The organism is Variovorax sp. NFACC27 (assembly GCF_048301545.1).
In the GTDB taxonomy this organism is placed as follows: Bacteria; Pseudomonadota; Gammaproteobacteria; order Burkholderiales; family Burkholderiaceae_C; genus Variovorax; species Variovorax gossypii.
Genome location: NZ_CP157613.1, coordinates 5,187,777 through 5,214,246, shown reverse-complemented (window position 1 = coordinate 5,214,246; position 26,470 = coordinate 5,187,777). Strand labels below are relative to the sequence as shown.

At 65.2% G+C, this 26,470-nt stretch carries 22 protein-coding genes and 1 tRNA gene; 14 read left to right on the top strand and 9 right to left on the bottom strand.

Annotated elements, in window-relative coordinates; translation table 11 throughout:
• Positions 1–11: 11 nt before the first annotated feature.
• From treS to ABL840_RS24350, 5 genes are read left to right on the top strand one after another with little or no spacing between them, the layout of a single operon-like run.
• On the top strand, positions 12–3,356 hold the full coding sequence (gene treS / locus ABL840_RS24370) for a maltose alpha-D-glucosyltransferase (protein WP_093306450.1): 3,345 nt from the start codon (positions 12–14) through the stop codon (positions 3,354–3,356).
• A 34-nt stretch (positions 3,357–3,390) separates the two neighbouring features.
• The gene (locus ABL840_RS24365) at positions 3,391–4,143 is read left to right on the top strand and encodes a mechanosensitive ion channel family protein (protein ID WP_093200676.1); all 753 of its coding nucleotides are present in this window, start codon (positions 3,391–3,393) and stop codon (positions 4,141–4,143) included.
• 10 nt (positions 4,144–4,153) lie between these two features.
• Positions 4,154–6,316: a glycogen debranching protein GlgX gene (glgX, locus tag ABL840_RS24360; protein WP_093306448.1), complete on the top strand. Its 2,163-nt coding sequence runs from the start codon at positions 4,154–4,156 to the stop codon at positions 6,314–6,316.
• Complete coding sequence (gene treZ / locus ABL840_RS24355) at positions 6,313–8,187, top strand: malto-oligosyltrehalose trehalohydrolase (protein ID WP_093306447.1); 1,875 nt, start codon at positions 6,313–6,315, stop codon at positions 8,185–8,187. Before glgX ends, treZ begins: the two co-directional genes overlap by 4 nt.
• Positions 8,177–13,396, top strand: a complete 5,220-nt coding sequence (locus ABL840_RS24350; protein WP_093306446.1) for a malto-oligosyltrehalose synthase — start codon at positions 8,177–8,179, stop codon at positions 13,394–13,396. Before treZ ends, ABL840_RS24350 begins: the two co-directional genes overlap by 11 nt.
• Here ABL840_RS24350 and ABL840_RS24345 read toward each other — a convergent pair.
• Positions 13,387–14,277, bottom strand: a complete 891-nt coding sequence (locus tag ABL840_RS24345; protein ID WP_418115995.1) for an alpha/beta fold hydrolase — start codon at positions 14,275–14,277, stop codon at positions 13,387–13,389. The two genes, ABL840_RS24350 and ABL840_RS24345, sit on opposite strands and share 10 nt — an antisense overlap.
• A 225-nt stretch (positions 14,278–14,502) precedes the next feature.
• Complete coding sequence (locus ABL840_RS24340) at positions 14,503–15,276, bottom strand: AraC family transcriptional regulator (protein ID WP_093306752.1); 774 nt, start codon at positions 15,274–15,276, stop codon at positions 14,503–14,505.
• A 103-nt stretch (positions 15,277–15,379) separates the two neighbouring features.
• Here ABL840_RS24340 and ABL840_RS24335 point away from each other — a divergent pair, with 103 nt between their 5' ends.
• Positions 15,380–16,192, top strand: a complete 813-nt coding sequence (locus ABL840_RS24335) for a sulfite exporter TauE/SafE family protein (RefSeq protein ID WP_093306751.1) — start codon at positions 15,380–15,382, stop codon at positions 16,190–16,192.
• Positions 16,193–16,274: 82 nt separating this feature from the next.
• Here ABL840_RS24335 and ABL840_RS24330 read toward each other — a convergent pair.
• Both ABL840_RS24330 and ABL840_RS24325 read right to left on the bottom strand, forming a co-directional pair.
• Positions 16,275–16,348: transfer RNA gene (locus ABL840_RS24330), tRNA-Gly, on the bottom strand.
• Positions 16,349–16,792: 444 nt separating this feature from the next.
• Positions 16,793–17,494: a hypothetical protein gene (locus ABL840_RS24325; RefSeq protein WP_418115994.1), complete on the bottom strand. Its 702-nt coding sequence runs from the start codon at positions 17,492–17,494 to the stop codon at positions 16,793–16,795.
• Between the two features lie 88 nt (positions 17,495–17,582).
• Between ABL840_RS24325 and ABL840_RS24320 the strand changes: the two genes are divergently transcribed.
• The 4 genes from ABL840_RS24320 to ABL840_RS24305 all read left to right on the top strand — a co-directional run bounded on the left by ABL840_RS24320 (position 17,583) and on the right by ABL840_RS24305 (position 20,735).
• Positions 17,583–18,110 carry a transposase gene (locus ABL840_RS24320; protein ID WP_418115934.1) on the top strand — a complete coding sequence of 176 codons (528 nt, stop codon included), beginning with the start codon at positions 17,583–17,585 and terminating at the stop codon, positions 18,108–18,110.
• On the top strand, positions 18,086–18,436 hold the full coding sequence (gene tnpB / locus ABL840_RS24315; RefSeq protein WP_093308108.1) for an IS66 family insertion sequence element accessory protein TnpB: 351 nt from the start codon (positions 18,086–18,088) through the stop codon (positions 18,434–18,436). Before ABL840_RS24320 ends, tnpB begins: the two co-directional genes overlap by 25 nt.
• A gap of 17 nt (positions 18,437–18,453) precedes the next feature.
• Complete coding sequence (gene tnpC, locus ABL840_RS24310) at positions 18,454–20,040, top strand: IS66 family transposase (RefSeq protein WP_093308107.1); 1,587 nt, start codon at positions 18,454–18,456, stop codon at positions 20,038–20,040.
• A gap of 356 nt (positions 20,041–20,396) precedes the next feature.
• Positions 20,397–20,735, top strand: a complete 339-nt coding sequence (locus tag ABL840_RS24305; RefSeq protein WP_093307449.1) for a YrhB domain-containing protein — start codon at positions 20,397–20,399, stop codon at positions 20,733–20,735.
• Between the two features lie 142 nt (positions 20,736–20,877).
• Here ABL840_RS24305 and ABL840_RS24300 read toward each other — a convergent pair whose 3' ends face one another.
• Entirely contained in the window at positions 20,878–21,351 is a 474-nt protein-coding gene (locus ABL840_RS24300) for a hypothetical protein (RefSeq protein WP_093307448.1), read from the bottom strand.
• 199 nt (positions 21,352–21,550) lie between these two features.
• On the opposite strand from ABL840_RS24300, the gene ABL840_RS24295 reads away from it, so the two are divergent.
• Positions 21,551–22,219, top strand: a complete 669-nt coding sequence (locus ABL840_RS24295) for a hypothetical protein (protein ID WP_093307447.1) — start codon at positions 21,551–21,553, stop codon at positions 22,217–22,219.
• Positions 22,220–22,714: 495 nt separating this feature from the next.
• Here ABL840_RS24295 and ABL840_RS24290 read toward each other — a convergent pair whose 3' ends face one another.
• Positions 22,715–23,134, bottom strand: coding sequence for a hypothetical protein (locus ABL840_RS24290; protein ID WP_093307446.1), 420 nt, complete (start codon positions 23,132–23,134; stop codon positions 22,715–22,717).
• A gap of 129 nt (positions 23,135–23,263) precedes the next feature.
• Positions 23,264–23,497 carry a hypothetical protein gene (locus tag ABL840_RS24285; protein WP_143043024.1) on the bottom strand — a complete coding sequence of 78 codons (234 nt, stop codon included), beginning with the start codon at positions 23,495–23,497 and terminating at the stop codon, positions 23,264–23,266.
• A 275-nt stretch (positions 23,498–23,772) separates the two neighbouring features.
• Between ABL840_RS24285 and ABL840_RS24280 the strand changes: the two genes are divergently transcribed.
• Complete coding sequence (locus ABL840_RS24280) at positions 23,773–24,012, top strand: hypothetical protein (protein ID WP_093307445.1); 240 nt, start codon at positions 23,773–23,775, stop codon at positions 24,010–24,012.
• A gap of 48 nt (positions 24,013–24,060) precedes the next feature.
• Here the strand turns inward: ABL840_RS24280 and ABL840_RS24275 are convergent, their stop codons facing one another.
• A complete protein-coding gene (locus ABL840_RS24275) occupies positions 24,061–24,339 on the bottom strand; it encodes a hypothetical protein (RefSeq protein ID WP_093307444.1) in 279 nt (92 codons plus the stop codon).
• A gap of 145 nt (positions 24,340–24,484) precedes the next feature.
• On the opposite strand from ABL840_RS24275, the gene ABL840_RS24270 reads away from it, so the two are divergent.
• Together ABL840_RS24270 and ABL840_RS24265 are read left to right on the top strand one after the other, a co-directional pair.
• Positions 24,485–24,925 carry a hypothetical protein gene (locus ABL840_RS24270; RefSeq protein WP_093307443.1) on the top strand — a complete coding sequence of 147 codons (441 nt, stop codon included), beginning with the start codon at positions 24,485–24,487 and terminating at the stop codon, positions 24,923–24,925.
• A 281-nt stretch (positions 24,926–25,206) separates the two neighbouring features.
• The gene (locus tag ABL840_RS24265) at positions 25,207–25,497 is read left to right on the top strand and encodes a hypothetical protein (protein ID WP_093200639.1); all 291 of its coding nucleotides are present in this window, start codon (positions 25,207–25,209) and stop codon (positions 25,495–25,497) included.
• A 454-nt stretch (positions 25,498–25,951) separates the two neighbouring features.
• Here ABL840_RS24265 and ABL840_RS24260 read toward each other — a convergent pair whose 3' ends face one another.
• A complete protein-coding gene (locus tag ABL840_RS24260; protein WP_093200636.1) occupies positions 25,952–26,266 on the bottom strand; it encodes a hypothetical protein in 315 nt (104 codons plus the stop codon).
• Positions 26,267–26,470 lie beyond the last annotated feature (204 nt).

Genomic DNA, 26,470 nt, shown 5'->3' with positions numbered 1-26,470 from the left:
GTCGTCCGCCCATGAACGCACCCGTCTCCCACATCGCGCTCGAAACCGTCGAGATCGACACCAGCGACGATCCGCTGTGGTATCGCGACGCGGTGATCTACCAGCTCAACGTCAAGGCCTTCTTCGACTCCAACAACGACGGCATGGGCGACTTCAAGGGCGTCACCGCCAAGCTCGACTACGTGAAGGAACTGGGCGTCAACACCATCTGGCTGATGCCGTTCTATCCCTCGCCGTTGCGCGACGACGGCTACGACATCTCCGAATACGAGAACGTGCATCCGCAGTACGGCACCCTCGACGACTTCCGCGAGATGCTGGCCGAGGCGCACAAGCGCGGCCTGCGGGTGATCACCGAACTGGTCATCAACCACACCTCCAGCGAGCACCCGTGGTTCAAGGCTGCGCGGCTGGCGCCGCCGGGCTCGCCGGAGCGCAACTTCTACGTGTGGAGCGACACCGACCAGATCTACCAGGGCACGCGGATCATCTTTACCGATACCGAGGCCTCCAACTGGACCTGGGACCCGATCGCCAAGCAGTACTTCTGGCACCGCTTCTTCAGCCACCAGCCCGACCTGAACTTCGACAACCCGGCGGTGCTGGAGGCCATCTTCCGGACGATGCGCTTCTGGCTCGACATGGGCGTGGACGGCTTCCGGCTCGACGCCATTCCCTACCTGGTGGAGCGCGACGGCACCAGCAACGAGAACCTGCCCGAGACCCACGCGGTGATCAAGCAGCTGCGCGCGGCCATCGACGCCGAGTACAAGAACCGCTTCCTGCTGGCCGAAGCCAACATGTGGCCGGAGGACGTGCGCGAGTACTTCGGCGACGGGGACGAGTGCCACATGGCCTACCACTTCCCGCTGATGCCGCGCATGTACATGGCCATCGCACAGGAAGACCGGCACCCGATCGTCGAGATCATGGCGCAGACGCCCGACATTCCCGAGGGCTGCCAGTGGGCCATCTTCCTGCGCAACCACGACGAGCTCACGCTCGAGATGGTGACCAGCAAGGAGCGCGACTACATGTACACCATGTACGCGGCCGACACGCGCGCGCGCATCAACCTGGGCATCCGCCGGCGCCTGGCGCCGCTGATGGAGAACGACCTGGACCGCGTGAAGCTCATGAACGGCATGCTGCTGTCGATGCCGGGCTCGCCCATCATCTACTACGGCGACGAGATCGGCATGGGCGACAACGTGTTCGTGGGCGACCGCAACGGCGTGCGCACGCCCATGCAGTGGAGCCCGGACCGCAACGCCGGCTTCTCGCGCGCCGACCCGCAGCGTCTGTACCTGCAGCCGATCATGGACCCGTTGTTCGGCTACGAGGCGCTCAATGTAGAGACGCAGGCGCGCGACGCGAGTTCGCTGCTCAACTGGACCAAGCGCATGCTCGCCGTGCGCAAGACCAGCCACGCCTTCGGCCGCGGCAGGCGGCGCTTCCTGAAGCCGGGCAACCGCAAGATCCTGGCCTACCTGAGCGAATACGACGGCGACGTGATCCTCACGGTGTTCAACCTCTCGCGCGCCGCGCAGCCGGTGGAGCTCGATCTTTCCGAGTTCAAGGGCTTCGTGCCGATCGAGATGCTGGGCCGCGCGCCGTTCCCGCCCATCGGCGAGCTGCCGTACCTGCTCACGCTGGCTTCCTATGGCTTCTACTGGTTCAGGCTCACTGCCGAGGCCAATGCGCCGAGCTGGCACCAGGAGGGCGTGGCATTGCAGGAGCGGCCCACGCTGGTGCTCTTCGACGGCTGGACCAGCTTCTTCCGCGATCGCGTGATGCCATGGCGCATCGGCATGTCCGAGCGCATGCGCAACCAGTTCGAGCTGGAGACGCTGCCGCGGCACATCGAGATCCAGCGCTGGTACGCCTCCAAGGGAACCGTCATCCAGTGCGCACGGCTGGCCGACCATGCCGTTTGGGAGGTGGACGGCCTGAGCTGGATGCTCTCCCTGCTCGATCTCGAGGGCCCGGCGGGAGGCGCCACCTACTTCATGCCGCTCGCGCTGGCCTGGGAGGAACGCGACGAGGAGCGCATGGCCGGCGTGGGGCAGGCCGCGCTCGCCAAGGTGCGGCAGCAGGCGCAGGTCGGCCTGATGGGCGACGCCTTCTACGACGAGGCTTTCTGCCGCGCGCTGGTGCGCACCATCGCCAAGGGCGCCGAGCTGCCCACGCTGGGCGGCAAGCTGGTCTTCCGGCCGACCGCCGCCTTCGCGGAGATCGCGGTCGACATCGACGCGCTGCCCGTCGGCCGCCCGAGCGGCGCGAGCAGCAACACCGCGCTCACGCTGGACGAGACCCTGTTCCTCAAGGGCTACCGCCATGTGCGCGAGGGCATCAACCCCGAGCTCGAGATGGGGCGCTTCCTGACCGAGGTGGCGCGCTACCCGCATTGCGTGCCGGTGCTCGGCGCGCTCGAGTACATGACCAACGACGGCCGCACGATGACGCTCGCGATGGTGCAGAGCTACATGGCCAACCAGGGCGACGGCTGGGACTACACGCTCGGCTACCTGGAGCGCTTCCTGCGCGACGTGCTCACCACCGATGGCGCCACGCCCGCCACGCCCGGCGAGCCCGACGTGTCCTCGGTGCATGGCGGCTTCCTAGCCCTCATGGCCACGCTGGGCCGGCGTACCGCCGAACTGCACCGCGCGCTTGCCGCGCGCACCGGATCGGCCGCCTTCGACCCCGAGCCGCTGGCTGCCGCCGACTTCGCCGGCTTCAAGACGCATGCGGCGAACGATGCCGCCGCCACGCTCGCGCTGCTGCACGAGCGTCTCGAACTGTTGCCGCCCGCCGCGCAGCCCGACGCGCGCAGCCTGCTCGAGGCGGCCGATGCGCTGCGCGCCGCCATCGAGGCGCGCCATCCGGTGGAGGGCGGCGGCATCAAGAGCCGCTACCACGGCGACTTCCACCTGGGCCAGGTGCTGGTGAAGGACAACGACTTCGTCATCATCGACTTCGAGGGCGAGCCCGCCCGCAGCTTCGAGGAGCGCCGCACCAAGAGTTCGCCGCTGCGCGACGTGGCGGGCATGCTGCGTTCGTTCAACTATGCCCGCTGGTCGGCATTGCGCCGCGTGGCCCAGAGCCCCGGCGAGGCCGAGCGGCTGGCGCCGCCCGCCATCGCCTGGGAGCGGGCGACGCGAGACGCCTTCCTGGGCGGCTACGGCGCCGCGCTGGCAGGGCCGGACGGCGCTCCTCTCGATGCCGAGCTGCTTGCGCTCTTCGAGCTGGACAAGGCCCTCTACGAGCTGCGCTACGAGCTCGAAAACCGCATCGAATGGGCGCAGGTTCCGCTGCATGGCGTGCTTGCGCTGATCCAGCCACCCCGCGCCTGACACCGCCGAGGCCGCCTTCAACGGAAGACAGATCATGGAAAACTTCGGCATTCACCTGGAGCCTCTGCGCGCCATCCTCTACCAGGTCGGCGCCTTCATACCGCGCCTACTGATCGCGCTGGTGGTGGTCCTCGTCGGCTGGCTGGTCGCCAAGGCGGCCCGCTTCACGGTGACCAAGGCGCTGCGTGCGATCAACTTCAACGTGCTGACCGAGCGCGCGGGGCTCGACAACTTCCTGCGCCAGGGTGGACTGGCGGGCGACACCAGCAGCCTGTTCGGCATCCTGACCTACTGGCTGGTGATCCTGGCCTCGCTGCTCATCGCCTTCAACGGCATGGGGTTGAGCTACATCGCCGACCTGCTGGGACGCATCGTCTGGTTCGTACCCAACGTGTTCGTGGCGCTGCTGGTGCTGGCCTTCGGCTCCTACTTCGCGCGCTTCGTGGGCGAGGCGGTGAGCAGCTATTTCCGGAGCGTGAAGATGCAGGACGCCGTGCTCTTCGGCAAGGTCGCGCAGTACGCGGTGATGGCCTTCGTGATCCTGATCGCCCTCGACCAGATCAAGGTCGGCGGCGACATCGTGCGCGAGAGCTTCCTCGTGATCCTGGCTGGCGTGGTGTTCGCGCTGGCCCTGGCCTTCGGGCTGGCCGGCAAGGATTGGGCGAAGGCCCAGATCGAGCGCTGGTGGCCGCGGCAGATCGGGAGCCCCCCCAAGCCGCCGCCAAGCGTGACCACCGTCGGCGACGGGCGCCCCGCGCACTTCGGCAACGACCGGCCCCCGCGCTGAAACGCACCGGATGATGCGAAAGACCAATCCGGCAATCAGCGCCGTCTGGCCCGGGCGCCCCTATCCGCGCGGCGCCACCTGGGACGGGGAGGGCGTCAACTTCGCCCTGTTCTCGCAGCATGCGGACAAGGTCGAACTCTGCCTGTTCGACGAGCAGGGCCGCCATGAGCTCCAGCGCATCCCGGTGCACGAACGCACGGATGGCGTCTGGCACTGCTACCTGCCCGAGGCGCGCCCCGGTCAGGCCTATGGCTATCGCGTGCACGGGCCCTACAAGCCCGAGGAGGGGCATCGCTTCAACGCCCACAAGCTGCTGATCGACCCGTACGCCAGGGACCTGGTGGGCGAGCTGCGCTGGGGCGACGCGCTCTACGGCTACACCGTCGGAAGCAAGCGCGAAGACCTCTCCTTCGATCGCCGCGACAGCGCGCCGCTGATGCCCAAGGGACGCGTGCTGGAGACCGCCTTCACCTGGGGAGAAGACCGCCGCCCCTCGGTGCCCTGGCAGGACATGGTGATCTACGAGATGCACGTGCGCGGCTTCACCATGACGCACCCCGACGTGCCGGCCGGGCTGCGCGGCACTTACGCCGGACTGGGCTGCGCGCCGGTGGTCGACTATCTCAAGCGGCTGGGCGTGACCACGGTCGAGCTGTTGCCCGTGCACGGTTTCCTCAACGACCGCCACCTGGCCGAGCGCGGCCTGCGCAACTACTGGGGCTACAACACGCTGGCCTTCTTCGCGCCCGAGATGCGCTACAGCGCCTCGGGCAAGGTCAAGGAGTTCAAGACCATGGTGAAGACGCTGCACTCGGCGGGCATCGAGGTGATCCTCGACGTCGTCTACAACCACACCTGCGAGGGCAACCAGCTCGGTCCCACGCTGTCGCTGCGCGGCGTGGACAACGCCTCGTACTACATCGCCAATGCAGAAAACCGCCGCTACTACGACGACTTCACCGGCTGCGGCAACACCGTCAATCTCGAGCATCCGCATGCGCTGCAACTGGTGATGGACTCGCTGCGCTACTGGGCCGAGGAGATGCACGTCGACGGCTTCCGCTTCGACCTGGCCTCGGCCCTGGCGCGCGAGTCGGGCAAGGTGGAAAACCTCGGCGGCTTCTTCGATGCGATCCGCCAGGACCCCACGCTCAACCGGGTGAAGCTGATCGCCGAACCCTGGGACCTGGGCCACGGTGGCTACCAGGTCGGCAACTTTCCGCTCGGCTGGGCCGAATGGAACGACCAGTACAGGGACGGCCTGCGCGGCTTCTGGAAGGGCGACGGCGGGCTCCTCGGCGAGGTGGCCAGGCGCATCAGCGGCTCCGAGGACCTCTACGGCTGGTCGGGCAAGCGACCCACCGCCAGCATCAATTTCGTCACCGCGCACGACGGCTTCACCCTGCATGACCTGGTCTCCTACAACGACAAGCACAACGAGGCCAACGGCGAGGACAACCGCGACGGCAACAGCCACAACATCTCGTGGAACTGCGGCGTCGAGGGGCCTACCGAAGACCCCGAGGTGGCGGCCCTGCGCGAGCGCCAGAAGCGCAACCTGCTGGCGATGCTGCTGCTGTCGCAGGGCGTGCCCATGCTGCTGGCGGGCGACGAGCGCGGCCATACGCAGCAGGGCAACAACAACGTCTACTGCCAGGACAACGAGCTCGGCTGGATCGACTGGACTTCCACGCCCGAGCGGCTGACGCTCGTGGCCTTCGTCGAACGCATGGTGGCGCTGCGCCGCGCGCACCCCTCGTTCCGGCGCCGCAGCTTCTTCGCGGGACAGCCTTCCGAAGGCGAGACCGTGACCGACGTCCATTGGCTGAAGCCCGACGGTGGGGAAATGCGGCCGGAAGACTGGAACGACGCCAGCGCGCGCTGCATCGCGATGTACATCCCCGGCGGCGGCATCGCCGACCGCGGGTTGCGTGGCGAAGTGCAGCACGACGACGACTTCCTGGTGCTGCTCAACGCCCACCACGACGAGATCGCCTTCACGCTGCCGCCGATGCCGCACGGCGCCTGGCGGCTGCTGGTCGACACCGCGAACAACTCGCCGCCCGTCATCGCCGAGGATGCCGCCGCGCTGGCGCCGGTCTGGCCGGAGCCCCGCTATCCCCTGCAATGCCGCTCGCTCGTGGTGCTGAGCCGGCCGGATGTGCGGCCATGAAGGCTCGCACGAACACGAAAACGCACGCGCATCGCATGCAGTTCGGTGCCACGGTGCTTGCCGATGGCACGGACTTCGCGCTCTGGGCCCCTTCCGCGGAGATCGTCGTGCTCGAACATCACCCGCTGGGCGGCGAGCTCTCGTCGCATCCGATGCCGCGCGACGGTCGCGGCTGGCATCGCCTGAGCGTGCCAGGGGCGGGGCACGGCGACAGCTACCGCTACCGCCTGCCCGACGGTACGCGCGTGCCCGATCCGGCGTCGCGCTTCAACCCCGGGGACGTGCACGGCCCGAGCGTGGTCATGGACCCGCAGCGCTTCGGGTGGACGGATGGCGCATGGCGCGGCCGTCCCTGGGAAGAGGCGGTGGTCTACGAGCTGCATGTGGGCACCTTCACCGAGGAGGGGAGTTTTCGCGCGGCGCGCGAGCGGCTGGCCGAGCTTGCCGAACTCGGCATCACCGCCATCGAGCTCATGCCGCTCGCGGACTTTCCGGGGCGGCGCAACTGGGGCTACGACGGCGTGCTGCCGTTCGCGCCCGATGCTTCGTACGGCACGCCCGACGAACTGAAGGCGCTGATCGACGCGGCGCATTCGCTGGGCCTGATGGTGCTGATCGACGTGGTCTACAACCACTTCGGGCCGGAAGGCAACTACCTGCATGCGTACTGCCCCGAGTTCTTCAATTCCGGGCGGCAGACGCCGTGGGGCGCAGCGATCAACTTCGACGGGCCGGACTCGCGCACGGTGCGCGATTTCTTCATCCACAACGCGCTCTACTGGGTGGAGGAGTTCCGCTTCGACGGGCTGCGCCTGGATGCCGTCCATGCCATCCACGACGAGACGCGGCTGCACATCGTGCGCGAGATCCGCGAGGCGCTGGATGCCGGGCCGGCGCGCGGGCGCTACGTGCATCTGGTGCTGGAGAACGAGGACAACCGGGCTTCGATGCTGATGCGCGACAGCCGGGGCATGCCCCTGATCGGCACGGCGCAGTGGAACGACGACCTGCACCATGCGGTGCATGTGCTGGCCACCGGCGAGCGCGACGGCTACTACGCCGACTACGCGGACGACCCGGTGCGTCGTTTCGCCTGCGCGCTGGCGGAGGGCTTCATCTACCAGGGGCAGCCGTCGGTGTTCCGGCAGGGGCAGCGGCGCGGCGAGCCGAGCGTACGGTTGCCGGCGCAGGCCTTCGTCTCCTTCCTGCAGACGCACGATCAGGTCGGCAACCGCGCCTTCGGCGAGCGCATCCACGCGCTCGGCGATCCGGTGCTGGTGCGTGCGGCGCTGGCCTGCCTGCTGCTGTCGCCGCATGTGCCGATGCTCTTCATGGGCGACGAGTTCGCGGCTTCTTCGCCGTTTCTGTATTTCTGCGATTTCGGGCCGGACCTGGCAGCGGCGGTGTCCGAAGGCCGGCGCGCGGAGTTCGGCGGCTTTGCGGCGTTCGCGGACGAAGCCGCCCGGGCGCGCATTCCGGACCCGAATGCCGAAGAAACCTTCCTTGCCTCGAAGTTGCGCTGGCGCGAGCGCGGGGCACGTCCGCATTTCTCGCGGCTCAGCGAGGTGCAGCTGCTGCTGGACTTGCGCCATCGCCTGATCGTGCCGAGGCTCGGTGGTACGAAGGGTGCTGGCATCTACCGGTGCGAGAACGACATGCTCCAGGTGCAGTGGGACCTGGCGCCGGTCAAGGCCGGCGGCACCTCGGTGCGCTTGCACATGCAGGCCCATTTCGGAGCGCAGCCCGTGGAGGCTGTCGTGACGCCACCCGGCGAGGTGATCTACAGCGATGGGGTGATCGATCGCGAGGGCGCCCTGTGCCTTGCGCGCGGCGCGGTGCACGTGACACTGGAAGCACTGCATGACGGATGAGGCACGCAGCGGCCCTGTTGCCGACGATCTCGGAAGGCTGTGCGCGCACTTCGGTATTGCAGCCGGCTACTTCGATGCCTTCGGCGCATGGCGCGAGGCGCCCGCCGAAAGCCTCGTCGCACTGCTGGCCGAGTTCGGCGTGCAACTCGATGGCCCGGGTTCGGCGGGCAGGGCGCTCGAGGCCGCCCGCCGTGCGCGTTGGGCAGAGGCCTTGCCGCCGGTGCGGGCCGTGCAGGCCGGGCGCCCTGCTTGGTCGGTGCAGTTGCGCCTGCCGGTGTCCATGCGCCGGATCCGATGGCAGCTCGACGACGAGCAAGGGAGCGAACTGCAGGGCGAAGCCGATGCAGAGGCTTTTCCCGAGACTGGCCGAATCGACATCGACGGTGCCTGCCTGTGCGAGAGAGTGCTGCAGATGCCGGTCGCCCTCGAGACGGGCTACCACCGGCTGCGCATCGAGGGCCTGCGCGGCGAGACCCTGGTGCTTGCATCGCCCGGCCGTTGCTACCGGCCACCCGCCGTGCGCGATGGCGGGCGCGTCTGGGGCGTGACGGTGCAGCTCTATGGTTTGCGCTCGCCGCGGAACTGGGGCATCGGCGACTTCGGCGATCTCGAGGACCTGGCTGCGCGCATGTCGGCTCAAGGCGCCGACATCATCGGCTTGAACCCGTTGCATGCGCTGTTCGCGAGCACGCCATCGGATGCGAGCCCGTACAGTCCCTCGTCGCGCCAGCACCTCAACGTGCTCTACATCGACGTGGAAGCGGTGGACGGCTTCGCAGATTGCGAGCCGGCCCGCGACAGGGTGCGTTCGCCCGGCTTCCAGAAACGGATTGCCGAGTTGCGCGCCGCGCCGCTGGTCGACTACCCAGGCGTGGCCGCTGCAAAGTTCGAAGTGCTCGAATTGCTATATGGCGATTTCTGCGAGCGGCACCTGCCGCCGGAAGGCGCACCCGACGAGATGGGCAGGGAGTTCCTGGCCTTCGTCGCGGAGCGCGGCGAGGCGCTGCGGCAGCACGCCATCTTCGAGACGCTGCAGGCGCACTTTCTTGCTGCCGGAGGCGACGCACGGGACTGGCATGCATGGCCGGCCGCCTACCGCGATCCGGACTCGGCCGAAGTCACCGCCTTTGCGATAGCCCATGCCCGGCAAGTACAGTTCCATCGGTACCTCCAGTGGCTGGCCAACCGGCAGCTCGCGCGCGTATCCGCGCGCTGCGACGCGCTCGGCATGGGCGTCGGCCTTTACGTGGACCTCGCAGTGTCGGTCGATCGCGCCGGCTCGGACGCGTGGGGCGCGCAGCAGGTGCTTGCGCAGGGCGCCAGCGTCGGCGCACCGCCGGACGAGTTCAACCCCGCCGGGCAGGGCTGGGGGCTGCCGCCGCTGCGCCCCGACCGCCTGCGCGCCGATGGCTACCGCTTCTTCATCGACACGCTGCGCGCCGGCATGCGCGGCGCGGGTGCGTTGCGCATCGATCACGTGATGGGCCTGATGCGCCTGTTCTGGATTCCGCGAAGCCTGAGCGCGCGCGAGGGAGCGTACGTCGGCTATGCGCTCGATGAAATGCTGGCCATCGTGGCGATCGAGAGTCAGCGTCACCGCTGCATGGTCGTGGGCGAGGACCTGGGAACGGTCGAAGAGGCGATGCGCGATGCGCTGACGCAGGCCGACGTGCTGTCCTACCGGTTGCTGTACTTCGAGAGGCAAGGCGACGGCGGTTTCACGCGGCCCGACGCCTATCCGCCGGCTGCCCTCGTCGCACTCAGCACGCACGACCTCGCGACCTTCGCTGGCTGGTGGACGGCCGCCGACCTGCGGGAGCGGCTCGCGCTGGGCCTGTTTCCCGATCCGGCGATCTTCGACAGGCAGCTGGCGGACCGGGCGCACGAGCGCATCGCGTTGATGCAGGCCTTGCGGCAGGCGGGTCTTCTGTCGCGCGAAGAGGTGGCGCAGGCGGCCGGGCTCGCGATGCCGTCCGCGCGCATCGTCGAAGCGGCGCATGCATTCCTCGCCGGCGCACCGTCGGCGCTGATGATGGTGCAGCTAGAGGACGTGGCAGGTCTGGTGGCGCAGGCCAACATGCCGGGCACGGTGGACGAGCATCCGAACTGGCGGCGCAAGCTGCCCGAGCCCGTTGCGGCGCTGGCCGGTGGCGAACGCATGCGCGGATTGGGTGAAGCCTTGCGCGCTGTCCGGCCGCGCCGGACCGAATCGAGCGCGCGAGGCGCATCGCCGGGGCTGCAGACCCGCGTGCCTCGCGCCACCTACCGGCTGCAGTTCCACAAGGATTTCGGTTTCGACGATGCGATCTGCGTGCTGCCGTATCTCGCGGAGCTCGGCGTGAGCCATGTGTACTGCTCGCCGATCCAGCGCGCCCGCGCCGGCAGCATGCACGGCTACGACGTGGTCGCACATGGAGAGATCAACCCCGAACTCGGCGGCGAGGAAGGCTTCGCGCGTTTCACCGAGGCGCTGAAGGCCAACGGCCTCGGCCAGCTGCTGGACATGGTGCCCAACCACATGGGCGTGTTCGGCGCCGACAACGCCTGGTGGATGGACGTGCTGGAGAACGGGCCTGCGTCGCTGTTCGCGCAGCACTTCGACATCGACTGGCAGCCGCTCAACGTCGAGCTGACCGGCAAGGTGCTGTTGCCCGTGCTGGGCGCGCACTACGGCGAGGCGCTGGAGAACGGCGAGTTGGTCCTGCGCTTCGAGGAAGCGACCGGCAGCTTCGCCATCGGCTACTACGACCACCGGTTTCCACTGGCGCCCGAGAGCTATCCCGTGGTGCTCGAGCGGGCGCTGGCGCGGATCGACGACGCAGCCGCATCGGGAAAGCTGGCGAGCCTGTCGACGGCTTTCGGCCATCTGCCGCAGCGCGATGAGATTTCCGCGCAGGGGCAGGTCGAACGCGTGCGCGACAAGGAATTGCTCAAGCTCCGGCTGGCGCGGCTTGCCCGGCGCCATGCCCCGGTGGCGCGGGCGCTCGCGGCGTCGGTGGCGGAACTGAACCTCGCCGTGCCGGAAGCCCGCGACGCGCTGCATCGGCTGATCGAGCTGCAGGCCTACCGGCTCGCTCACTGGCGGGTGGCGGCGGACGAGATCAACTACCGGCGCTTCTTCGACATCAACGATCTCGCGGCCGTGCGCATGGAGCGCGACGAGGTGTTCGAGGCCACGCAGTCGTTCGCGCTGGACCTTGCCGCGTCCGGCGTGGTGGACGGTTTGCGCATCGATCACCCCGACGGGCTCTACGACCCGGCCGACTACTTCCGCAAGCTGCAGGAAGGCTATGCACGGCGCGCCGGACTGGTGCTGCCCGCGCACGACGCCCAGGGGCGGCCCGCGCGGCCCCTGTACGTGGTGGCCGAGAAGATCGCCGGGGCCCACGAGGAAGTGCCCGAGCGCTGGCATGTGCACGGCACCACCGGCTACCGCTTCGCGAATGTGGCCAACGGCGTGCTGGTCGATACAGCCGCCGAGGCGAGCGTCGTGCACACGTGGCAGCGCTTCACCGGCGATGCGGCGGACTTCGCCTCGGTATCGCGCGCCGGACGTCGCGAGGTGATGCGCAACGCACTCGCATCGGAGTTGAACGTGCTGTCGACCGAGCTGCGGCGCATCGCCGGCGCCGACCGCGGCACGCGCGACTACACGCTCAATGCGCTGCGCCACGCGCTGGCCGATGTGGCCGCGTGCATGCCGGTCTACCGTACCTACATCGTCGAAGGGCCGTCGGAGCAGGACGGGCGCTTCATCGACGTAGCCGTCGACGAGGCGGCCCGGCAGAGCAGCGATGTCGACCGGTCGATCTTCGACTTCGTGCGGAGCGCGCTGCGCGCAGAAGCCGTGGCTTCGGCGCCGCCGGCGCTGCGCGAGCGGGTGCGGCGCTTCGCGCTGCGCTTCCAGCAGTTCAGTGCTCCCGTCGCGGCGAAGGGCGTGGAGGACACGGCTTTCTACCGCTACTTTCCGCTTGGCTCGCTCAACGAGGTGGGCGGCGAGCCGGACCTGTTCGGCATCGGGGTCGAGGCCTTTCACGCGGCGAGTGTCGACCGCGCACGGCGTTGGCCTCACACCATGCTGGCGACCTCGACGCACGACAACAAGCGCTCGGAGGACGTGCGCAACCGGATCGACGTGCTGTCGGAGATGCCCAACGAGTGGACGCTGGCGCTCACGCGCTGGCACGGCCTTTGTCGCGGTACGCGCAGGAAGCTGGCGGGCGGCGAGGCGCCGTCGCGCACGGACGAGTACCTGCTGTACCAGACCTTGCTCGGCACCCTGCCTCTCGGCGGGCTCGAGGCTCGCGCGGCACCTGGGTACAGCGACCGCATCTGGCAGTACATGCAGAAGGCCGCCCGGGAAGCCAAGCTGCGCACGCGATGGTCGCAGCCCGATGCTGAATACGAAGCCGCCCTCGAGCGTTTCGTGCGCGACCTGCTGGCCGATTCGAAGGAGGGCACGTGCCTGGCGGACATCCAGCAACTGGCCGACAAGCTGGCATGGTTCGGCGCCTGGAACAGCCTCACGCTCACGCTGCTGAAATACGGTTCGCCCGGGGTGCCCGATCTCTATCAGGGCAGCGAATTCATCGAACTGAGCCTGGTCGACCCCGACAACCGGCGCCCGGTGGACTACGCGCTGCGACAACAGCGGCTTGCTGAGCTGCGAGCGATAGCGGGGCAGGAGGGCTTGGCGCGGCAGGTGCGCTCGATGGTCGAGGCGCCGCACGATGGCCGCGCCAAGCTCTGGTTCATCTGGCGGATGCTGTCGTTGCGGCAGACGCATCCTGCGCTGTTTCGCGAAGGCAGCTACGAGCCGCTGGCGGTCGACGGGCCGCTGTCGAGGCACGTCGTTGCTTTTGCTCGCAGGCACGAAGGCCGGATGCTGGTGGTCGTGGCAGGCCGGTTGTTCGTGGATCTCGTGCGCCGCGATGCGGACGACGATGGCGTCATTCCGGCATTGCCCGATGCCATGAAGTGGAGCGGCACGACCGTGCGCCTTCCCGCCGATGTCCGCGCTGTGGTGTTCGAGAACTTGCTGACTGGCGAGCCTCTGGCGATGGAGGAGGGGCGCATGCGCCTGGACGACGCATTGCGATGGATGCCCTGGGCTGTTCTTTTTTTGGGATGGGAAGCCCCCTGCTGCCTGACGGGCGACATCAGCCCTTCAGGCAATTACCCGGTCTCCATGGACGAGCATCACGAATAGCCCCCATGCCTCCGCCCGAGAAAGTCCCGCATCAACGCCACGACTTCGTCGAGGTGCGTCTCCAGCAGCCAATGCCCGCCATCGAGAAAGTGGAGTTCGGCATCGGGCAGGTCCCGAAGGTATGCGCGCCCTGATTCCTCGGGCATGTAGTGATCCTGCGGGCCCCACACGATCAACGTCGGGGGACGGTGCGTGGCGAGGTACTTCCGGTGCTCGGGAAACCAGGCGCGGTTCTCTTTCAGCCCCGCGATCAGGTCGACTGCGATCTCCTTGCGCCGTGGCGTGACCAGCGACCAGTGCAGCTTCCACAGGTCGGGCGGAATGCATTCGGCGAGCTCGGGCCTCACCGCGTTGAGAAACTCCTCCTTGAAGATGTCCTCGGTGATCGCCTCGGCCAGTTGGGCGTGCATCTGCTCGGCGGGCAGCGTCCAGGTCCGCTCGATCTCGGCGTACTTCGGTCCTAGTGCATCTTCGTACGGGATATCGCCGTTCTGGATGATGAGTGCCGTCACACGCTCGGGCGCGCCGATCGCCAGACGTGCACCGATCGGCGAGCCGAAATCGTGCAGATAGAGTGCGAAGCGCCGGATGCCAAGCGTCTTCACGAAGCGGTCGAGAAAGGCCGCATAGCCGTCGAAGCTGTAGTCGAAGTCTTCCGGGGTGGCGCTGTAGCCGCAGCCCGGGTAGTCGGGCGCAACCAGTCGCCAGCGATCGGCCAGCCTCGGCATGAGCTCGCGAAACTCGTAGGACGAGCACGGGTAGCCGTGCGGCAGCAGCACGACCGGTGCGTCGACCGGGCCGGCTTCGCGATAGAAAGTGTCGACTTCGCCCACCTGAATGCGGCGATTTCGCACACGGGTGTCCATGAGCTCGATGTTCATGCGTCATCTCCTTGCTTTCCCGCAGGCTAGGAATCCTCGAGCGCCTGCTGGGTCGGCGAGCCCGGACGCATGTTGTAGGCCGATGCTGCTTGCCGCGCGGTTCATCCGTCCTGATCATCGCGCGCCTGAGTGCACGTCGATTCAGTCGGCCTTGCGAATCGCTTCTGCGCGACCGCGGCCGTCTTGCCAGATGGCTCTGCTCCGATCGGTCAGGCGTCGAAGCAACTAACCATGCGCTGAACGTGCAACATCGGACGGACTGAAGCCCAGGCGGCGTCGGAACATCGTCGAGAACGCACCGGGACTGTCATAGCCGAGGTCGAGCGCCACGGCGGTGACTGCCTGCCCTTCGGCCAGCCTGGAAAGCGCCGATATCAGGCAGGCGTGCTGGCGCCATTCGCCGAAGGCCATGCCCGTCTGGGCGCGGAAGAACCGTGTGAACGTGCGTTCGCTCCGGTGCAGAGTCGCCGCCCAATCGCCAGCGGTTGCGCGGATGTTGGGTGCGTAGAGGAACTCCACGCACAAGGCATGAAGCGTGCTGTCGCTGGGAAGGGGCGCGAAGATCGGGAGCGTGGCGGCACGCGCGATCTCCGCGAGCGCGAGGCGCATGACCAACCCATCCCTGCCTCGCACGTCGTAGAGCATCTGTACGTCCGTTGCCTCCAGCAGCAACTGGCGGAGCAGGGGAGAGACGAGCAGTACTTCGCAACGCGGCCCACCGCGTGGTGCAGCGCGCGGCTCGATGTAGAGGCTGCGCGTGCTGACGCCAACCATGCGCACGCGATGCGGCTTGCTCGCCGGTATCCAGACTCCGCAATGAGGCGGCACGACCCATGCGCCGTCGTCGATGCCTACCTCCATGAGGCCCGTTGCGCCGTAGAGGAACTGCGCCCGCCGATGCTGGTGCATCTCCAGCAACGTGCCACGCGCGTAGTCGGTGCCGATGGCCAGCACATCGCGTTCAGTGGCGTCGACGCTGTCCAGCGGCACGTTTCTCATCGGCATTCCTCTGTTGGCTGAAATGCGAACATTCTTGTCCAGATTCCGAATGCAGGACAAGACGAGGAGCCATAACCTTGCCGCTCTTGAAGGACGGATTTCGATGGAACTCTATATATGGCTCGCCGCCTGCGGCGTGCTCGCGGGCGTGACCACGGTGCTCTTCGGCTTCGGCGGTGGCTTTGTCGTGGTCCCTTTGCTCTACCAGGCGCTGACGCACATGCGCGCAACAGGATCGCCAGTTGGATCCCACGCGATGCAGATCGCGGTCGCGACATCGACGTGCGTGATGATCTTCGGGTCGGCCATGGCGACGGCGAAGCACCAGCGCGCGGGCTCGCTGGACTGGGCGGTCATCAAGCCGCTGGTTGTCTCCATCGCCATTGGCAGCGCGCTCGGCGCGGCTACCGCGGCGGCGGTGCAGGGCAGTTGGTTGCGCTGGGCTTTCATCGCGTATGTCAGCCTGACCGTCGTGGACTGCTGGCTTCGACCCGGCTTTCTGTCGCAGCCGACGCAGGAGGCTCAGTCCGCCCGGGCGCAGACGGCGCTGACCGGGATCGTGATCGGCTGGATCGCTGCCTTGCTAGGTGTGGGCGGCAGCGTGATGACGGTTCCCCTGCTTCGTCGCAGAGGGGTGAGCATGACCGGTGCGACGGCGATGGCCAGCCCGCTGTCGCTGCCCGTCGCGCTGGTGGGGACTGCGACCTATGCGGTGCTTTCCTGGGGAGGGACGGCGTCGTTGGGTAGCGGGTACGTGGGCTACGTGGATCTGCGTGCGTTTCTTGCCCTGGTCGTCGGCTCGTACGCGGGGATCCGGGTGGCGTCGCCGTTCATCGGGCGGATTCCCGATCGCGTGCATGCGAGGGTTTACGTCGGGCTGCTGATTGCAGTTGTGGTGTCGATGTTGGTGGGTTAGGCGAGTTCGCCAGCGGAGACATCCGACGCTTGGTGAGCCTTGTCTTCCCTGTCCAGGGCTGAGGGCTTCACTGCCAGTGAATTGGAGCGGGTGAAGGGAATCGAACCCTCGTATGAAGCTTGGGAAGCTGCCGTTCTACCATTGAACTACACCCGCATTTCGCAACCCGTTGATTTCAAACGAGTTGTCGACCTAAGTGCCTGATTCTACAGAGGAAAGAAGGCTTTTTTGAATTCGACCGTGTTCCCAAACTCGCCCGGCCACGCCCCTGTCCACTTGGCACCTTGGCGTAGTTTTCTTGATAGAAACTACACCCGAAACCACCCGTCGTCCGCATGCCTGGGAGCGACGGCAGCCGGGAGTATAGGGCCATGTTCTTCGACATCCGCGCTGCCAAACCGCTCAAGGCAGGCGAGCATCTCGTCGTGGAAGGTTGCGAGAGAGCATCGAGCAGCTGCGAAATCTGTGCTCTGAGCGGGAGATCCCAGATTTTCTGAACCTCCGAGAGCACTGTTTCGAGTTCTGCTACCTCCCGAACGGATAGCTCCCTGGTCGGTGCACGGTCATCACGACTTGACTGCAGAAGCCGACGGATGGTGCCTAGTCTGCTTGTGGTTGAGCGACCGAAGTGCCGCCCTTGTGGGGAAATGGTACGTAGCCCTGCGTCGGGGCGGGAAGCCGCTCTATGCACTCAATGGAACACGCATTGACCAACAGCGGAAGAACGTCGGTGGCAACGTTGAGCGACAGCCATCGCTGATGAACTGCGCTTCGACTCTCAAGAAGACCGTTGCAAACGCTGCATCGAATTGGAATCAGGGCTTCGACCACGGGGTCTAGCTTAGGGAATGTTGGCCGGTACTTGTAGTTTCCATAGAGCGCTCGCGTACTAACCGTGCTTGATTTCAGGTGGGGGCACCGCGTTATCTCGTATGGGAACCAGTGCAACCCATACGAGGTGTAAGGGATGAACTGTTCCAGACTCTCCATCTCTCCGATCTCAGGCGGGATACGAAGCAGGTTGCTGCGATACAAATTGAGCTTCTTGACGTGCTTCAGCTTGGCGATCGATGGGGGCAATGTGATGACCTGGCCCCAGAGCTCAGTGCCAAGAATCTCTTTGGGAGAGAGCGTTTCCCTGCGATCGTGTGCCGCATCTTCGATCAATTCCAACAGCGCGAGCCATCCTGGCAAAGTGGTGTCTTGGGATTCGAGATGAAGATGCGTTACTGGCCAGGGCGGTTGGCGTCCTTCCTCGATTGCATCGTAAATCGCATCCCATGCCTCATCGGGCGGGTACATCGTACGCGGTCAATTAATCACGCCCTTGTTCAGTGAACGATGAGCTGTGAGGCTACGTGCCCATGTAGAGCAACATGGACATGTAGACATGACAGAGCAGTACGCAGAGTTGAGAGGCCGGCTGGTTGTGGGGCGCAAGAGTGACGGTCGCAGCGTCTACGACGAGGCCGCCAAGAAGGAGTTGATCGTTGCCTGCCTGAAGCAAGGAGTTTCGGTGGCACGCATGGCGATGGAGCACGGTGTCAACACGAACTTGCTGAGAACGTGGATCACGGCCTACCAGCGACGAAGCGCTCAGGTATCAGCGGGCGACATCGCGCGAGCGCAGGATGCGCCATTCGTTGCCGTACACGTAGAGGGCGAACAAGATCCGAGTGAACGAGTGCCTCAGCGCGAGTGTGCGGTGACGGTTCCCGCGGTCGCCCACACACCAGCTACGGCGGTGGCGGTGATCTCGGATGAAGGCCCCTTGGCAGCACCGCCCCCGATGGTCGGATTGCAGGTGCGACTGCCCAACGGCGTGCAGCTCGATCTCGGTGAGACGACTTTGAAGGAATTGCCCACGCTCGTGCAGATGCTGAGCCGACTGCCATGTTCCGCTTCGACGAAGGGCTGAAGGTCTACCTGCACCGCGAGCCCGTGGACTTCCGGCTGAACATCAACGGCCTGGCCGTGTTGGTGGAGCAGGCGCTGGGCTTGGACCCGTTCGCCTCCTGCGCATATGTATTCAGCAATCGCCGACGCGACCGAGTGAAGATCCTGGGTTGGGAGCGCAACGGCTTCTGGCTGTTGCTCAAACGCCTGGAGAAGGACAGATTCATCTGGCCCTCGGCCGAGGCGGTTCCCACGCTGACGCCCGAGCAGCTGCACTGGTTGCTGGAAGGCATCGACATCGCGGTGGTGCGACGCCACCATCATCGGCGCTACACCAGCGTGGCCTGAAGGAACGATGATGAGGCATGCCGATCCAATCGGGCGTGTCGTCGCCTGCCACCATCACCGCTGAAGAACTCGCCGCGCTCATTGCTGAGCGCGATGCGTTGGCCGGCGCGCTTCGAGTGGCGACTACCGAGCGCGACCTCGCGCTGGAGCGGCTGAAGGCGCTGCAGCGTCAGCTGTTCGCGGCCAAGAGCGAAGCCCGCGGCACGGACCAGAAGGACCTGTTCCTCAACGAGGCCGAGGCACTCGCCCCCACCGATCAGACGCCGCAGGCCGAGGTCGAAGACATCGACGAAGAGGAGTCGACACCGGTCGCTGGGCATCAGCGCAAGAAGCGTGGACGCAAGCCACTGGACCCCGCGCTGCCGCGCGAGATCGTGCGCCACGAGCTGCCCGAGGCCGAGCGTGTGTGCGCACATGACGGGCACGCGCTGGTGGAGATCGGCGCCGAGATCAGCGAACAGATGGACGTCATACCCGAGCAGGTGCGCGTGCTGCAGCACCACCGCATCAAGTACGCCTGTCCCTGCTGCGATCAGAGCCTGAAGGTTGCACCGACGCCGGCGCGCATCATCCCGCGCGGGCTGCTCACCGAGCAGGCGCAGGCCTGGGTCATCACCGGCAAGTACCAGTTCGGCATGCCGCTGTATCGCACGGCCGTATTGCTACGCCGCTTCGGGGGCGACATCGCGAGCAACACGCTGGCTTCGGGCATCGTGCGCGTCGGCCAGGCTGTGCAGCCGGTCATCAACCTGCTGCGCGACCACCTGCTCGACTCGGACCTGATCTACGGCGATGAGACCACGGTCCAGGTGCTCAAGGAGCCGGGACGCAAGGCCCAGACGAAGAGTTTTATGTGGGCGCAGATGAACGGCACCGGTCCACCAGTGCGGCTGTTCGCCTACGCGCCGGGGCGCGGCGCCGTGCATGCCGAGAAGCTGTATGCCGGCATCCGCCCCGGGACCACGCTCATGAGCGATGGCTACGAGGTCTACAACGGCATCGCGAAGGCCGGCGGTCTTACGCATCTGGGATGCTGGGTTCATGCACGTCGACCGCTGATCAAGGCCGAGGACGCTATCCCGAAGGCGGCGCGCTCGCCTGATCAGATCGCGACCCGGCTCGTGCGGCTGATTGCCAAGCTGTATCGTGCGGAGACCTTGGCCAAGGACTGGACGCCCGCGCGCCGGCTGCGGCTGCGCTCGCGCTACAGCGCCGCCGTTGTGCGCGAGATCGAACGGCTGCTGCTCACGCACCTGCACGCCGTTGCACCATCGAGCCTGCTGGGCGAAGCGCTGCACTACCTGCACGGGCAGTGGCCCAAGCTCGTGCGGTTCCTGGACAACGGCACCTGGCCGCTGGACTCCAACCCGGTGGAGAACGCGATCCGCCCCTTCGTTGTTGGAAGGAAGGCATGGTTGTTCGCCGACACCGTCGGCGGCGCCAATGCGAGCGCCAATCTCTACTCGCTGATCGAAACGGCCAAGGCCAACAACGTCGAGCCCTACCGCTACCTCGTCGCCTTGTTCAAGAAACTGCCGCTGGCGCAGACGGTCGACGACTACGAGGCGCTGCTGCCCTGGAACATCGAGCTCGACGCACTTTAGACCGCGCTGCGCACGTCGCTTCCGGCACCACGCGCAAGGGCGTGGTTTATTGACGGCTTACGGTACATCTCGCATGAATGAATAGTCAACACGTTCTCCCTTGGCCACCCTACGCACTGCGACAGCATTCTCGTCTACTCGTCACTGGTGAGCGATGCACCGCGGCACTTGCTGAGCACGGGTCAACCATGCCCGTAGGGGGTGGTCATATCAAGCTCTCGTATCGCCCCGCGAAACCGAGCAGTCGCTCAAAACGCCACCGAGATACGCAAGCGTCCGGCCAATCCGTGTTCTCGTGCCTCACGTGGCAACATACCAGTTGTTGACAGCGCGCATCGCGCGATAGGGAGCTTGATTTGTTAACTTTTTCAAAGGCGCGAAGGATCGCGGAAGCATGGGTCGATATCGTCACTGAGGGCAACTCGGCGCTCGACAGTGATTTCACGATAGCGAAGCCATATGGCTGGCTGTTCTGTTGGAACAGCAAGGAGTTCTTGGCCGACCGCACGATCGAAGGGAACGCGCTGGTCGGCAACGTCCCTATATTCGTCGATCGAGTCAACGGCGAACTTCTATGTGTTGGCCCAATTGGATTGGCTGGCCCCGGATGCGAGCATTGGTTTGCCGAGTACGAGGCGTCGATCCCTCCCGCTCGGCTCCAGATGACCCCCGAGCAACCTCACTGGGAGTCCTGACCAAGAGTCAGCTGCATATGTGCTCTGCTGACCAGCGATGGGCAGAGGTTCGGCAGTGTGCTTGAGGCTGCGCGGCCAAGGCATCGTGTCGGCCGTGAACTTGTCGCTGTGTAGGTGACGCAAACGATGATCGCCTACACCATCATTCAGAATCGACCTCGACCTCCTCGTAGTTGCCCTCATCATCGAATCGGATCACGACGATCGAGGCACCGTAGAAGGCCTGAGTCGCATCGCGGCACTCAAGATGTCCCCCGTCAGGAAAGCCGATGCAAAGTACCTGCGGCTCCATCGCTGCTGCGGCGGACCCGGCCTCGCTCGCATACCGGCTGCGCTCTTTTTCGCTCGCCTCGGATCCCGCAGCTTCCGCTATCTCTTCCGCGGCCTGCCGCCTGAGTTGTGCTTCGTTCTTCAGCACTCTAGGTAGCAGCGCCTTAGCGTAGGCGATTGATTCGATCTGGCGTTCGCGGGAATGATCTTCCTCATCTAGGTCGATGAGCAGGCGAACCCGGTGCGGACCGAATTCGATGTTGCCCACCCATTCGGAAGTTCTCCAGGAAAGTTCGCCGAGTACAGCGTCGCGGTTCTGGGTCAGAAGTTCTTCGGTACGCGCCATTTTCAAGTACTCGTCTGATTGCTATCGAGGCGCCGGTTCGTCTTGCTTGTGCCCGGCCGACGGATGTTGCCACACGGGTGCGCGACCGGTTCGCGCTGCGGGACGAACGAAGCAGCGGCGATTCGTCGGCAGATCGCTAGTCCTCGGCAAAGATCTCGCCAAACCCCTGGAAGACCCAACGGTCATCTACCAGTCTTGCGTGACCCTTGGCGCCGGTGCTACGCGCGGGGCGCTGCAGCAACTCGTCGTGGCCGTGGATGCCCCGGACATCGAGGGGCAGATCGACGACCTGGCTGCCGCCGTGGGCGGCACGCTGATTCCGTACGCCAAGCCTTTCACGGTGATCAAGAACATCCAGATCACGCTGCAGTCAGGCGCCAGCACAGCAACCATCGCGGAGCCGACGAAGCGCGTCGAAGTGGACTCGCTGTCACGCAACGCTACCAGGCAGGGCATCCGTAGCCGCTCAGTAGCGCTCAGGGCGCTGCCTCTGTGGCTCGTTGCGAATGCCTTGCTTGCGATAGTTGTAGTCACGAATACAGGCGGCGTGCCGTTCTTGTGCGGGGATCAGGCGATTGTTGTGACAGTCCACTTGGTCCTCGCGGGTGCGCTCCCTGGGGCAGTTCTCCTTGTAGTAAAAAAAGCGATCCCGATAGCTGCCGCAGGCTCGATCAGCTTCATCCGCGAGGGCTTGCGCTGCCCCGGCAAGGAGCGCAGTGGCAAGAAGGATTCGTGTGGTATTCATATCCTCGTCTCCATGTTTGTGGCGTGCCAGCCTATTGCGGAGTGGAAAAGTCAGCCTCCCCAAAATGAAGGAGGCGACCTCCTGAATTCGAGGGAGCCACGCGAGCGTCCGGGATGGTCATGAGCCCTGGTCAGTGCACGTAGTCTGCGCGCAGGGCTGGCGACAGCACGAAATTTTGTGGGTAGGTGTAGTTGTTCTCTCTTCAGTGGATGGAGAGCGTCTCGGTCATCTGTTGGTAGAGGGTGGTCGCGGCCAGCGCCCACGAAAAAGCCGCCTCGAGGGCGGCTTTGGGAATGTGGTCGTGAACTCTTACGCGGTCCACGCTACGGCAAATTCTTTTGCATGAAGTCAATATTGTTTTTCTCGTCGTAGTGACTTCGACGCGCTGGCATGAGATTCAGCTTGCCTGGCCAGGCACTGCTCAGGAGTTCTGAGCGCGGCGTAATTGTAGCAGGCGCGAAGTGCGCTGGATCTCGATTGGCCAGAATGGCGTTGTAGATGGCTTAGCCAGACTTCTGGGAGCTACCCACTGGGCTATTCGCGCGTCACCATCGAGCTGACACGGCTCAATAGAGACGTTTTTTGAGAATGGCAGATTGCGAGTCTAGGCAGAGGCATTCAACGAATTGGGCACTTGGGCAAGAGGTCGACCCGCACCTGGTCATCGACAAAGATCTCCCCGAACCCTTGAAAGACCCAGCGATCATCACTGCGCGCGTAGACAGCCGTGAACTCGTTGTTGATGCGACGAGACCAGAAGTGCAGGCCGAGTCGCCCTCGAAACAGGATGATCTGCGCGAGATCGGCATCGATCTCACCGAGCCCAGCGACCATCTCGTCGATCTGCGGCAGCACTGCTTCCAGTGTCGGAATGACCTCTCGTTGAAGAGCCTGCTGATCGACGGCATACACCTGGATCGTGACCTCGTCCGGTGTTCCGCGGTACAGGTCGCTGTCGAACTGCACGCGACCCTCAGGATCCGGTTGGTCGTCCGCCTGGTGGAAGCCTTGGAGTCGTAGTTCGGCGAGGTAGTCCATCGGCGGAGGCGTAGGTCGTATGGGAAGTGATCGTTGGGCGCAACCCCACGTGTCCCTGCTCGGAGGATGTCCAGGGCTTGATGCGGCATCGTGCGTCGACGCGAGCCGAAGGGGCTCGTCCGAGAACGACTACAGCGAAGCCGCAGAGCCTTGGCCGACAACGTTCGAGACGTCCGGAATGCTCGCGTGGAGCAACTGCACGTCGAGCGGATCGCAGCGGCTGCTGATCTGCTTCCCATCGAACTTCACCCGAAGCAACGGACCGCTTGCCCCGACTATGGTGCCGGGTCTTCCCTCGCACAGCACGCGGCTTCCTCTTTCGAGCGCGAGTCCGTGCCGTGCGCCAATTTCCCTGATAGTCATCGTGTTGCCCGCGGGTGTGAGTGATCGGCAGATTCTTGCTGACGAGTGGCTAAAACACCCTTCCGAAATTCGCTCGGGCATGTAGGACAGGCGTGGCGGTTCGCGTCAAGAGAAAGCCCGCGGGCAGGATTTTCGGGTTCGGGCATCCGCTCCACGGCCGGAAGTGATACCCCTTCGGATGTGCTCCCTGGCCTGGTGGCCTCCCACAAAAGCAGGATTGCGCGCAGCGGGCCTCGGGGATTTACTGGCGCTTCAGATTGTCCAGAGGAACATCCATGGCCAAGGCCACTCATCGCAAAGCTACGGTGACTTTGAAGCTGCCGTTCGACATTCCGTCCGACGCGGAGCTGACCGCTCTCCGGGATGCCGGAATCCCGGTCAACGATCTGGGCGTTGCGGCTTCCGGGTTCTTGTACATGAGGACAACCAGCGACTATCGCTCCCACATTTTTCGCTGGTTCGCCAATAGCGGCTCGATGGATGGTTCTGACAGCGAAATGGCATCGATGCGATGACGATGCGGTCGCCAATGGAAAGAGGGCAGAGCCGGCAGATGATGCGGCTCAAGGCAGTCCTGGGCGTCGCGGCGGAGGCGTGAAGGGCTCTTCGGGCTCGTTGCCAGGCACTTCATAGGTGAGCGTTGCGTACGCCACCGCGGCCGCATCGCGCGGGTCGTGGTCCATGTGGACTTGGTAGAGCGTCGCAGTCAGGCCGTCGAGCCACTCTTCGTCGATCTCGCCGGCGAACAGTTCGTGGAACGCATCCTTGAACTCGTACCACCAGGCTTCCTGATCCGTCAGGGCTGCCCCGGCGACGATGATGGGTTGAGCGGGCTTCCACATGGCGGCATGCTACTTCCGAGCCGGCATGCCGTCAGAATGAGGCGGCGGCAAGGTGCGGGCTTCGGCGAAACTGCAGCGTTTTCACCGGATCTCCGGTAGTACCTGCATCGCCGCGCAAGCCGACCGACTCCAAACCGTGCCGAGCATGAAAGCCAAGTTCATCCGACTCATCCTTCCCGTCTTCCTTGCTTCCGCGGCAGCCGGGCCCGCCGTCGCCGGAACGATCTCCTGCGTTCCGGCCCCGGGCAATGCAGGGGGCGCTCCCTGGATCCGCCGTATCGCCATCGACGAACACGCTCGCACCGTCAACATGGACGTCGTCCGCCACAGGACGAAGGACGCAGACACCATGGGCAAGATGAGGGCCGAGCTGCTGAGCATGGACGAGACCCAGGGCGGCGAGCCCGTCTACGTGTTCAATGCCGTTCCCGCGGCGGGCAGCGAGGTCACGAGCCTCTTCAAGCTGTTCAAGAGCGGCGAGTGGCGCCTGATCAGTGCCGGGGTGGCCTTCGTGGGCAAGGTGCCGGTGCTGCGCGGCATCGAGCCGGGCATCGTCTTCGACTGCAAGCGCTCGGACCTGGGGTAGCGCCGCAACATCGATTTCTTCAAGAGAAGAAAAAATTTTCAGCGCTGCCTCTTTCGCGGGCATTGCGTTGCAGGCCACGCCAGGCAAGGCTTCCGAGCGATGCGCACACGGTTTTCCACAGCATTGTCCCCATCGGAACGGGAAAACCTGTCACGGCTTTGTGGTAAGGGCGGGTCAATAGGAAAAAGGGTAGCCCGAGGGTAGGCGTGTTCCGACAGACTTGGCGGCGCTCGCGGAGGAACATGGCTTGCACCGCAGCTCGTTGCGGCAAGGAGCCTGAAATGACGTTCGACTTCCTGTTTCGCCCGAATCACACCGCGTACCTCCGGCGCGCGGCGGCCCTCCTTGAAGAGGCTCAGATGGCGCGCATCGAGCATCAGGCCGCGGCAGAGCATCACAGCGCGCTTGCCCGCATGTACGCCGAACGCGTCAGGCGTCTTGAGAACGAGCTCTATCGCCAGCCGCAGGGCGCGGCGGCGCACGGGGTTGTGGCGGAAGGCACCGCGGACGACCGGCCCCAGCTGTATTCGCTGGACGGAAGCCGCAAGCCGGGCCTGACTTCGGCAAGCTGAAGGCGGCCGGCCAGGGCGCCAGTCCGGGCCGCGTTGCGACCCGGCAAAAAAATACCCGCCGAAGCGGGTTTCGAGTTGCCCTGGTGGGCAGGCTCCAATCACTGACGGAGAGCTCTTCTTTTATGCGGCCCTGTTGCGTGACAGCGTCGCTATGGTCGGTGGTCGCCTGGGAAGCCGGTGTCAGCCGGAAACAGGTAGTCGCCGTAGGACACCTATTAAAACGTGAACTATTTGGCAGTTTTACTGGGTCGCAGTAGAGGCCACGAGAGCGCCGCAAGCTACGTCGATTCGAAGTGTCGGTCCCGTCCGACAAGACGGCGGCGCATGAAGCCCTAGATTTTGTGGGCTCGCTTTGAATTGCGAGTTCTCTGTGCGTGACAGCACTCAAGAGGTTCAACCCAGCCTTGTGCTGGGTTTTTTTTGCGTCGCTCCAGGCGCTCTTCGTTGGAAGAGTTCAGAAGAGCTCGAACCGGAAGGTGGTGCTGTGCGGCTGGCTCAGGAGCGGAGTCGCGATCCCGCTCGCGTGCTCCCAGGCTTCGCGCCAGAGCCTGGCGTTGGCGATCTGCGTGTCGCTCATCGATTCGATGCCGGATTCGAGCTGGTTCATCCACGCCCGATGGCATTTCACCAGCCTCGATGAAGTGCCGATGCGCTCCTCGAGCAGCCGCAGGAAGGTGAAGCGCACCTCCATCAGGTCCCGTATCGAAAGGCTGGCGCCCTCCAGTCGGACGGTGTAGAGCTGCTCGCGATTGGCTTTGTGATCGAACATCGGACGCGCATGCAACAAGGCTGCGAGCCGACTTGCCAGGAGCGCGAAGGCGCTTGTCCGAAGGTCTCAGGCCTTGTCTCTCTGTTTAGAAAGAATGTGTAACCGCAAATATTAGCCAAGCACCTGTTGTGCGAAATGGAATCAGCGTTCCGGTTTGTCGCGTTGCTGCCTCCGTGCCCACCAAGGCGACGCGTGCACGGGGAG

Coding starts and splice junctions, on each gene's coding strand:
- treS (WP_093306450.1), top strand. CDS start 12: ATGAACGCACCCGTCTCCCACATCGCGCTCGAAACCGTCGAGATCGAC.
- ABL840_RS24365 (WP_093200676.1), top strand. CDS start 3,391: ATGGAAAACTTCGGCATTCACCTGGAGCCTCTGCGCGCCATCCTCTAC.
- glgX (WP_093306448.1), top strand. CDS start 4,154: ATGATGCGAAAGACCAATCCGGCAATCAGCGCCGTCTGGCCCGGGCGC.
- treZ (WP_093306447.1), top strand. CDS start 6,313: ATGAAGGCTCGCACGAACACGAAAACGCACGCGCATCGCATGCAGTTC.
- ABL840_RS24350 (WP_093306446.1), top strand. CDS start 8,177: ATGACGGATGAGGCACGCAGCGGCCCTGTTGCCGACGATCTCGGAAGG.
- ABL840_RS24345 (WP_418115995.1), bottom strand. CDS start 14,277: ATGAACATCGAGCTCATGGACACCCGTGTGCGAAATCGCCGCATTCAG.
- ABL840_RS24340 (WP_093306752.1), bottom strand. CDS start 15,276: ATGAGAAACGTGCCGCTGGACAGCGTCGACGCCACTGAACGCGATGTG.
- ABL840_RS24335 (WP_093306751.1), top strand. CDS start 15,380: ATGGAACTCTATATATGGCTCGCCGCCTGCGGCGTGCTCGCGGGCGTG.
- ABL840_RS24325 (WP_418115994.1), bottom strand. CDS start 17,494: ATGTACCCGCCCGATGAGGCATGGGATGCGATTTACGATGCAATCGAG.
- ABL840_RS24320 (WP_418115934.1), top strand. CDS start 17,583: ATGACAGAGCAGTACGCAGAGTTGAGAGGCCGGCTGGTTGTGGGGCGC.
- tnpB (WP_093308108.1), top strand. CDS start 18,086: ATGTTCCGCTTCGACGAAGGGCTGAAGGTCTACCTGCACCGCGAGCCC.
- tnpC (WP_093308107.1), top strand. CDS start 18,454: ATGCCGATCCAATCGGGCGTGTCGTCGCCTGCCACCATCACCGCTGAA.
- ABL840_RS24300 (WP_093307448.1), bottom strand. CDS start 21,351: ATGGCGCGTACCGAAGAACTTCTGACCCAGAACCGCGACGCTGTACTC.
- ABL840_RS24290 (WP_093307446.1), bottom strand. CDS start 23,134: ATGGACTACCTCGCCGAACTACGACTCCAAGGCTTCCACCAGGCGGAC.
- ABL840_RS24285 (WP_143043024.1), bottom strand. CDS start 23,497: ATGACTATCAGGGAAATTGGCGCACGGCACGGACTCGCGCTCGAAAGA.
- ABL840_RS24280 (WP_093307445.1), top strand. CDS start 23,773: ATGGCCAAGGCCACTCATCGCAAAGCTACGGTGACTTTGAAGCTGCCG.
- ABL840_RS24275 (WP_093307444.1), bottom strand. CDS start 24,339: ATGTGGAAGCCCGCTCAACCCATCATCGTCGCCGGGGCAGCCCTGACG.
- ABL840_RS24270 (WP_093307443.1), top strand. CDS start 24,485: ATGAAAGCCAAGTTCATCCGACTCATCCTTCCCGTCTTCCTTGCTTCC.
- ABL840_RS24265 (WP_093200639.1), top strand. CDS start 25,207: ATGACGTTCGACTTCCTGTTTCGCCCGAATCACACCGCGTACCTCCGG.
- ABL840_RS24260 (WP_093200636.1), bottom strand. CDS start 26,266: ATGTTCGATCACAAAGCCAATCGCGAGCAGCTCTACACCGTCCGACTG.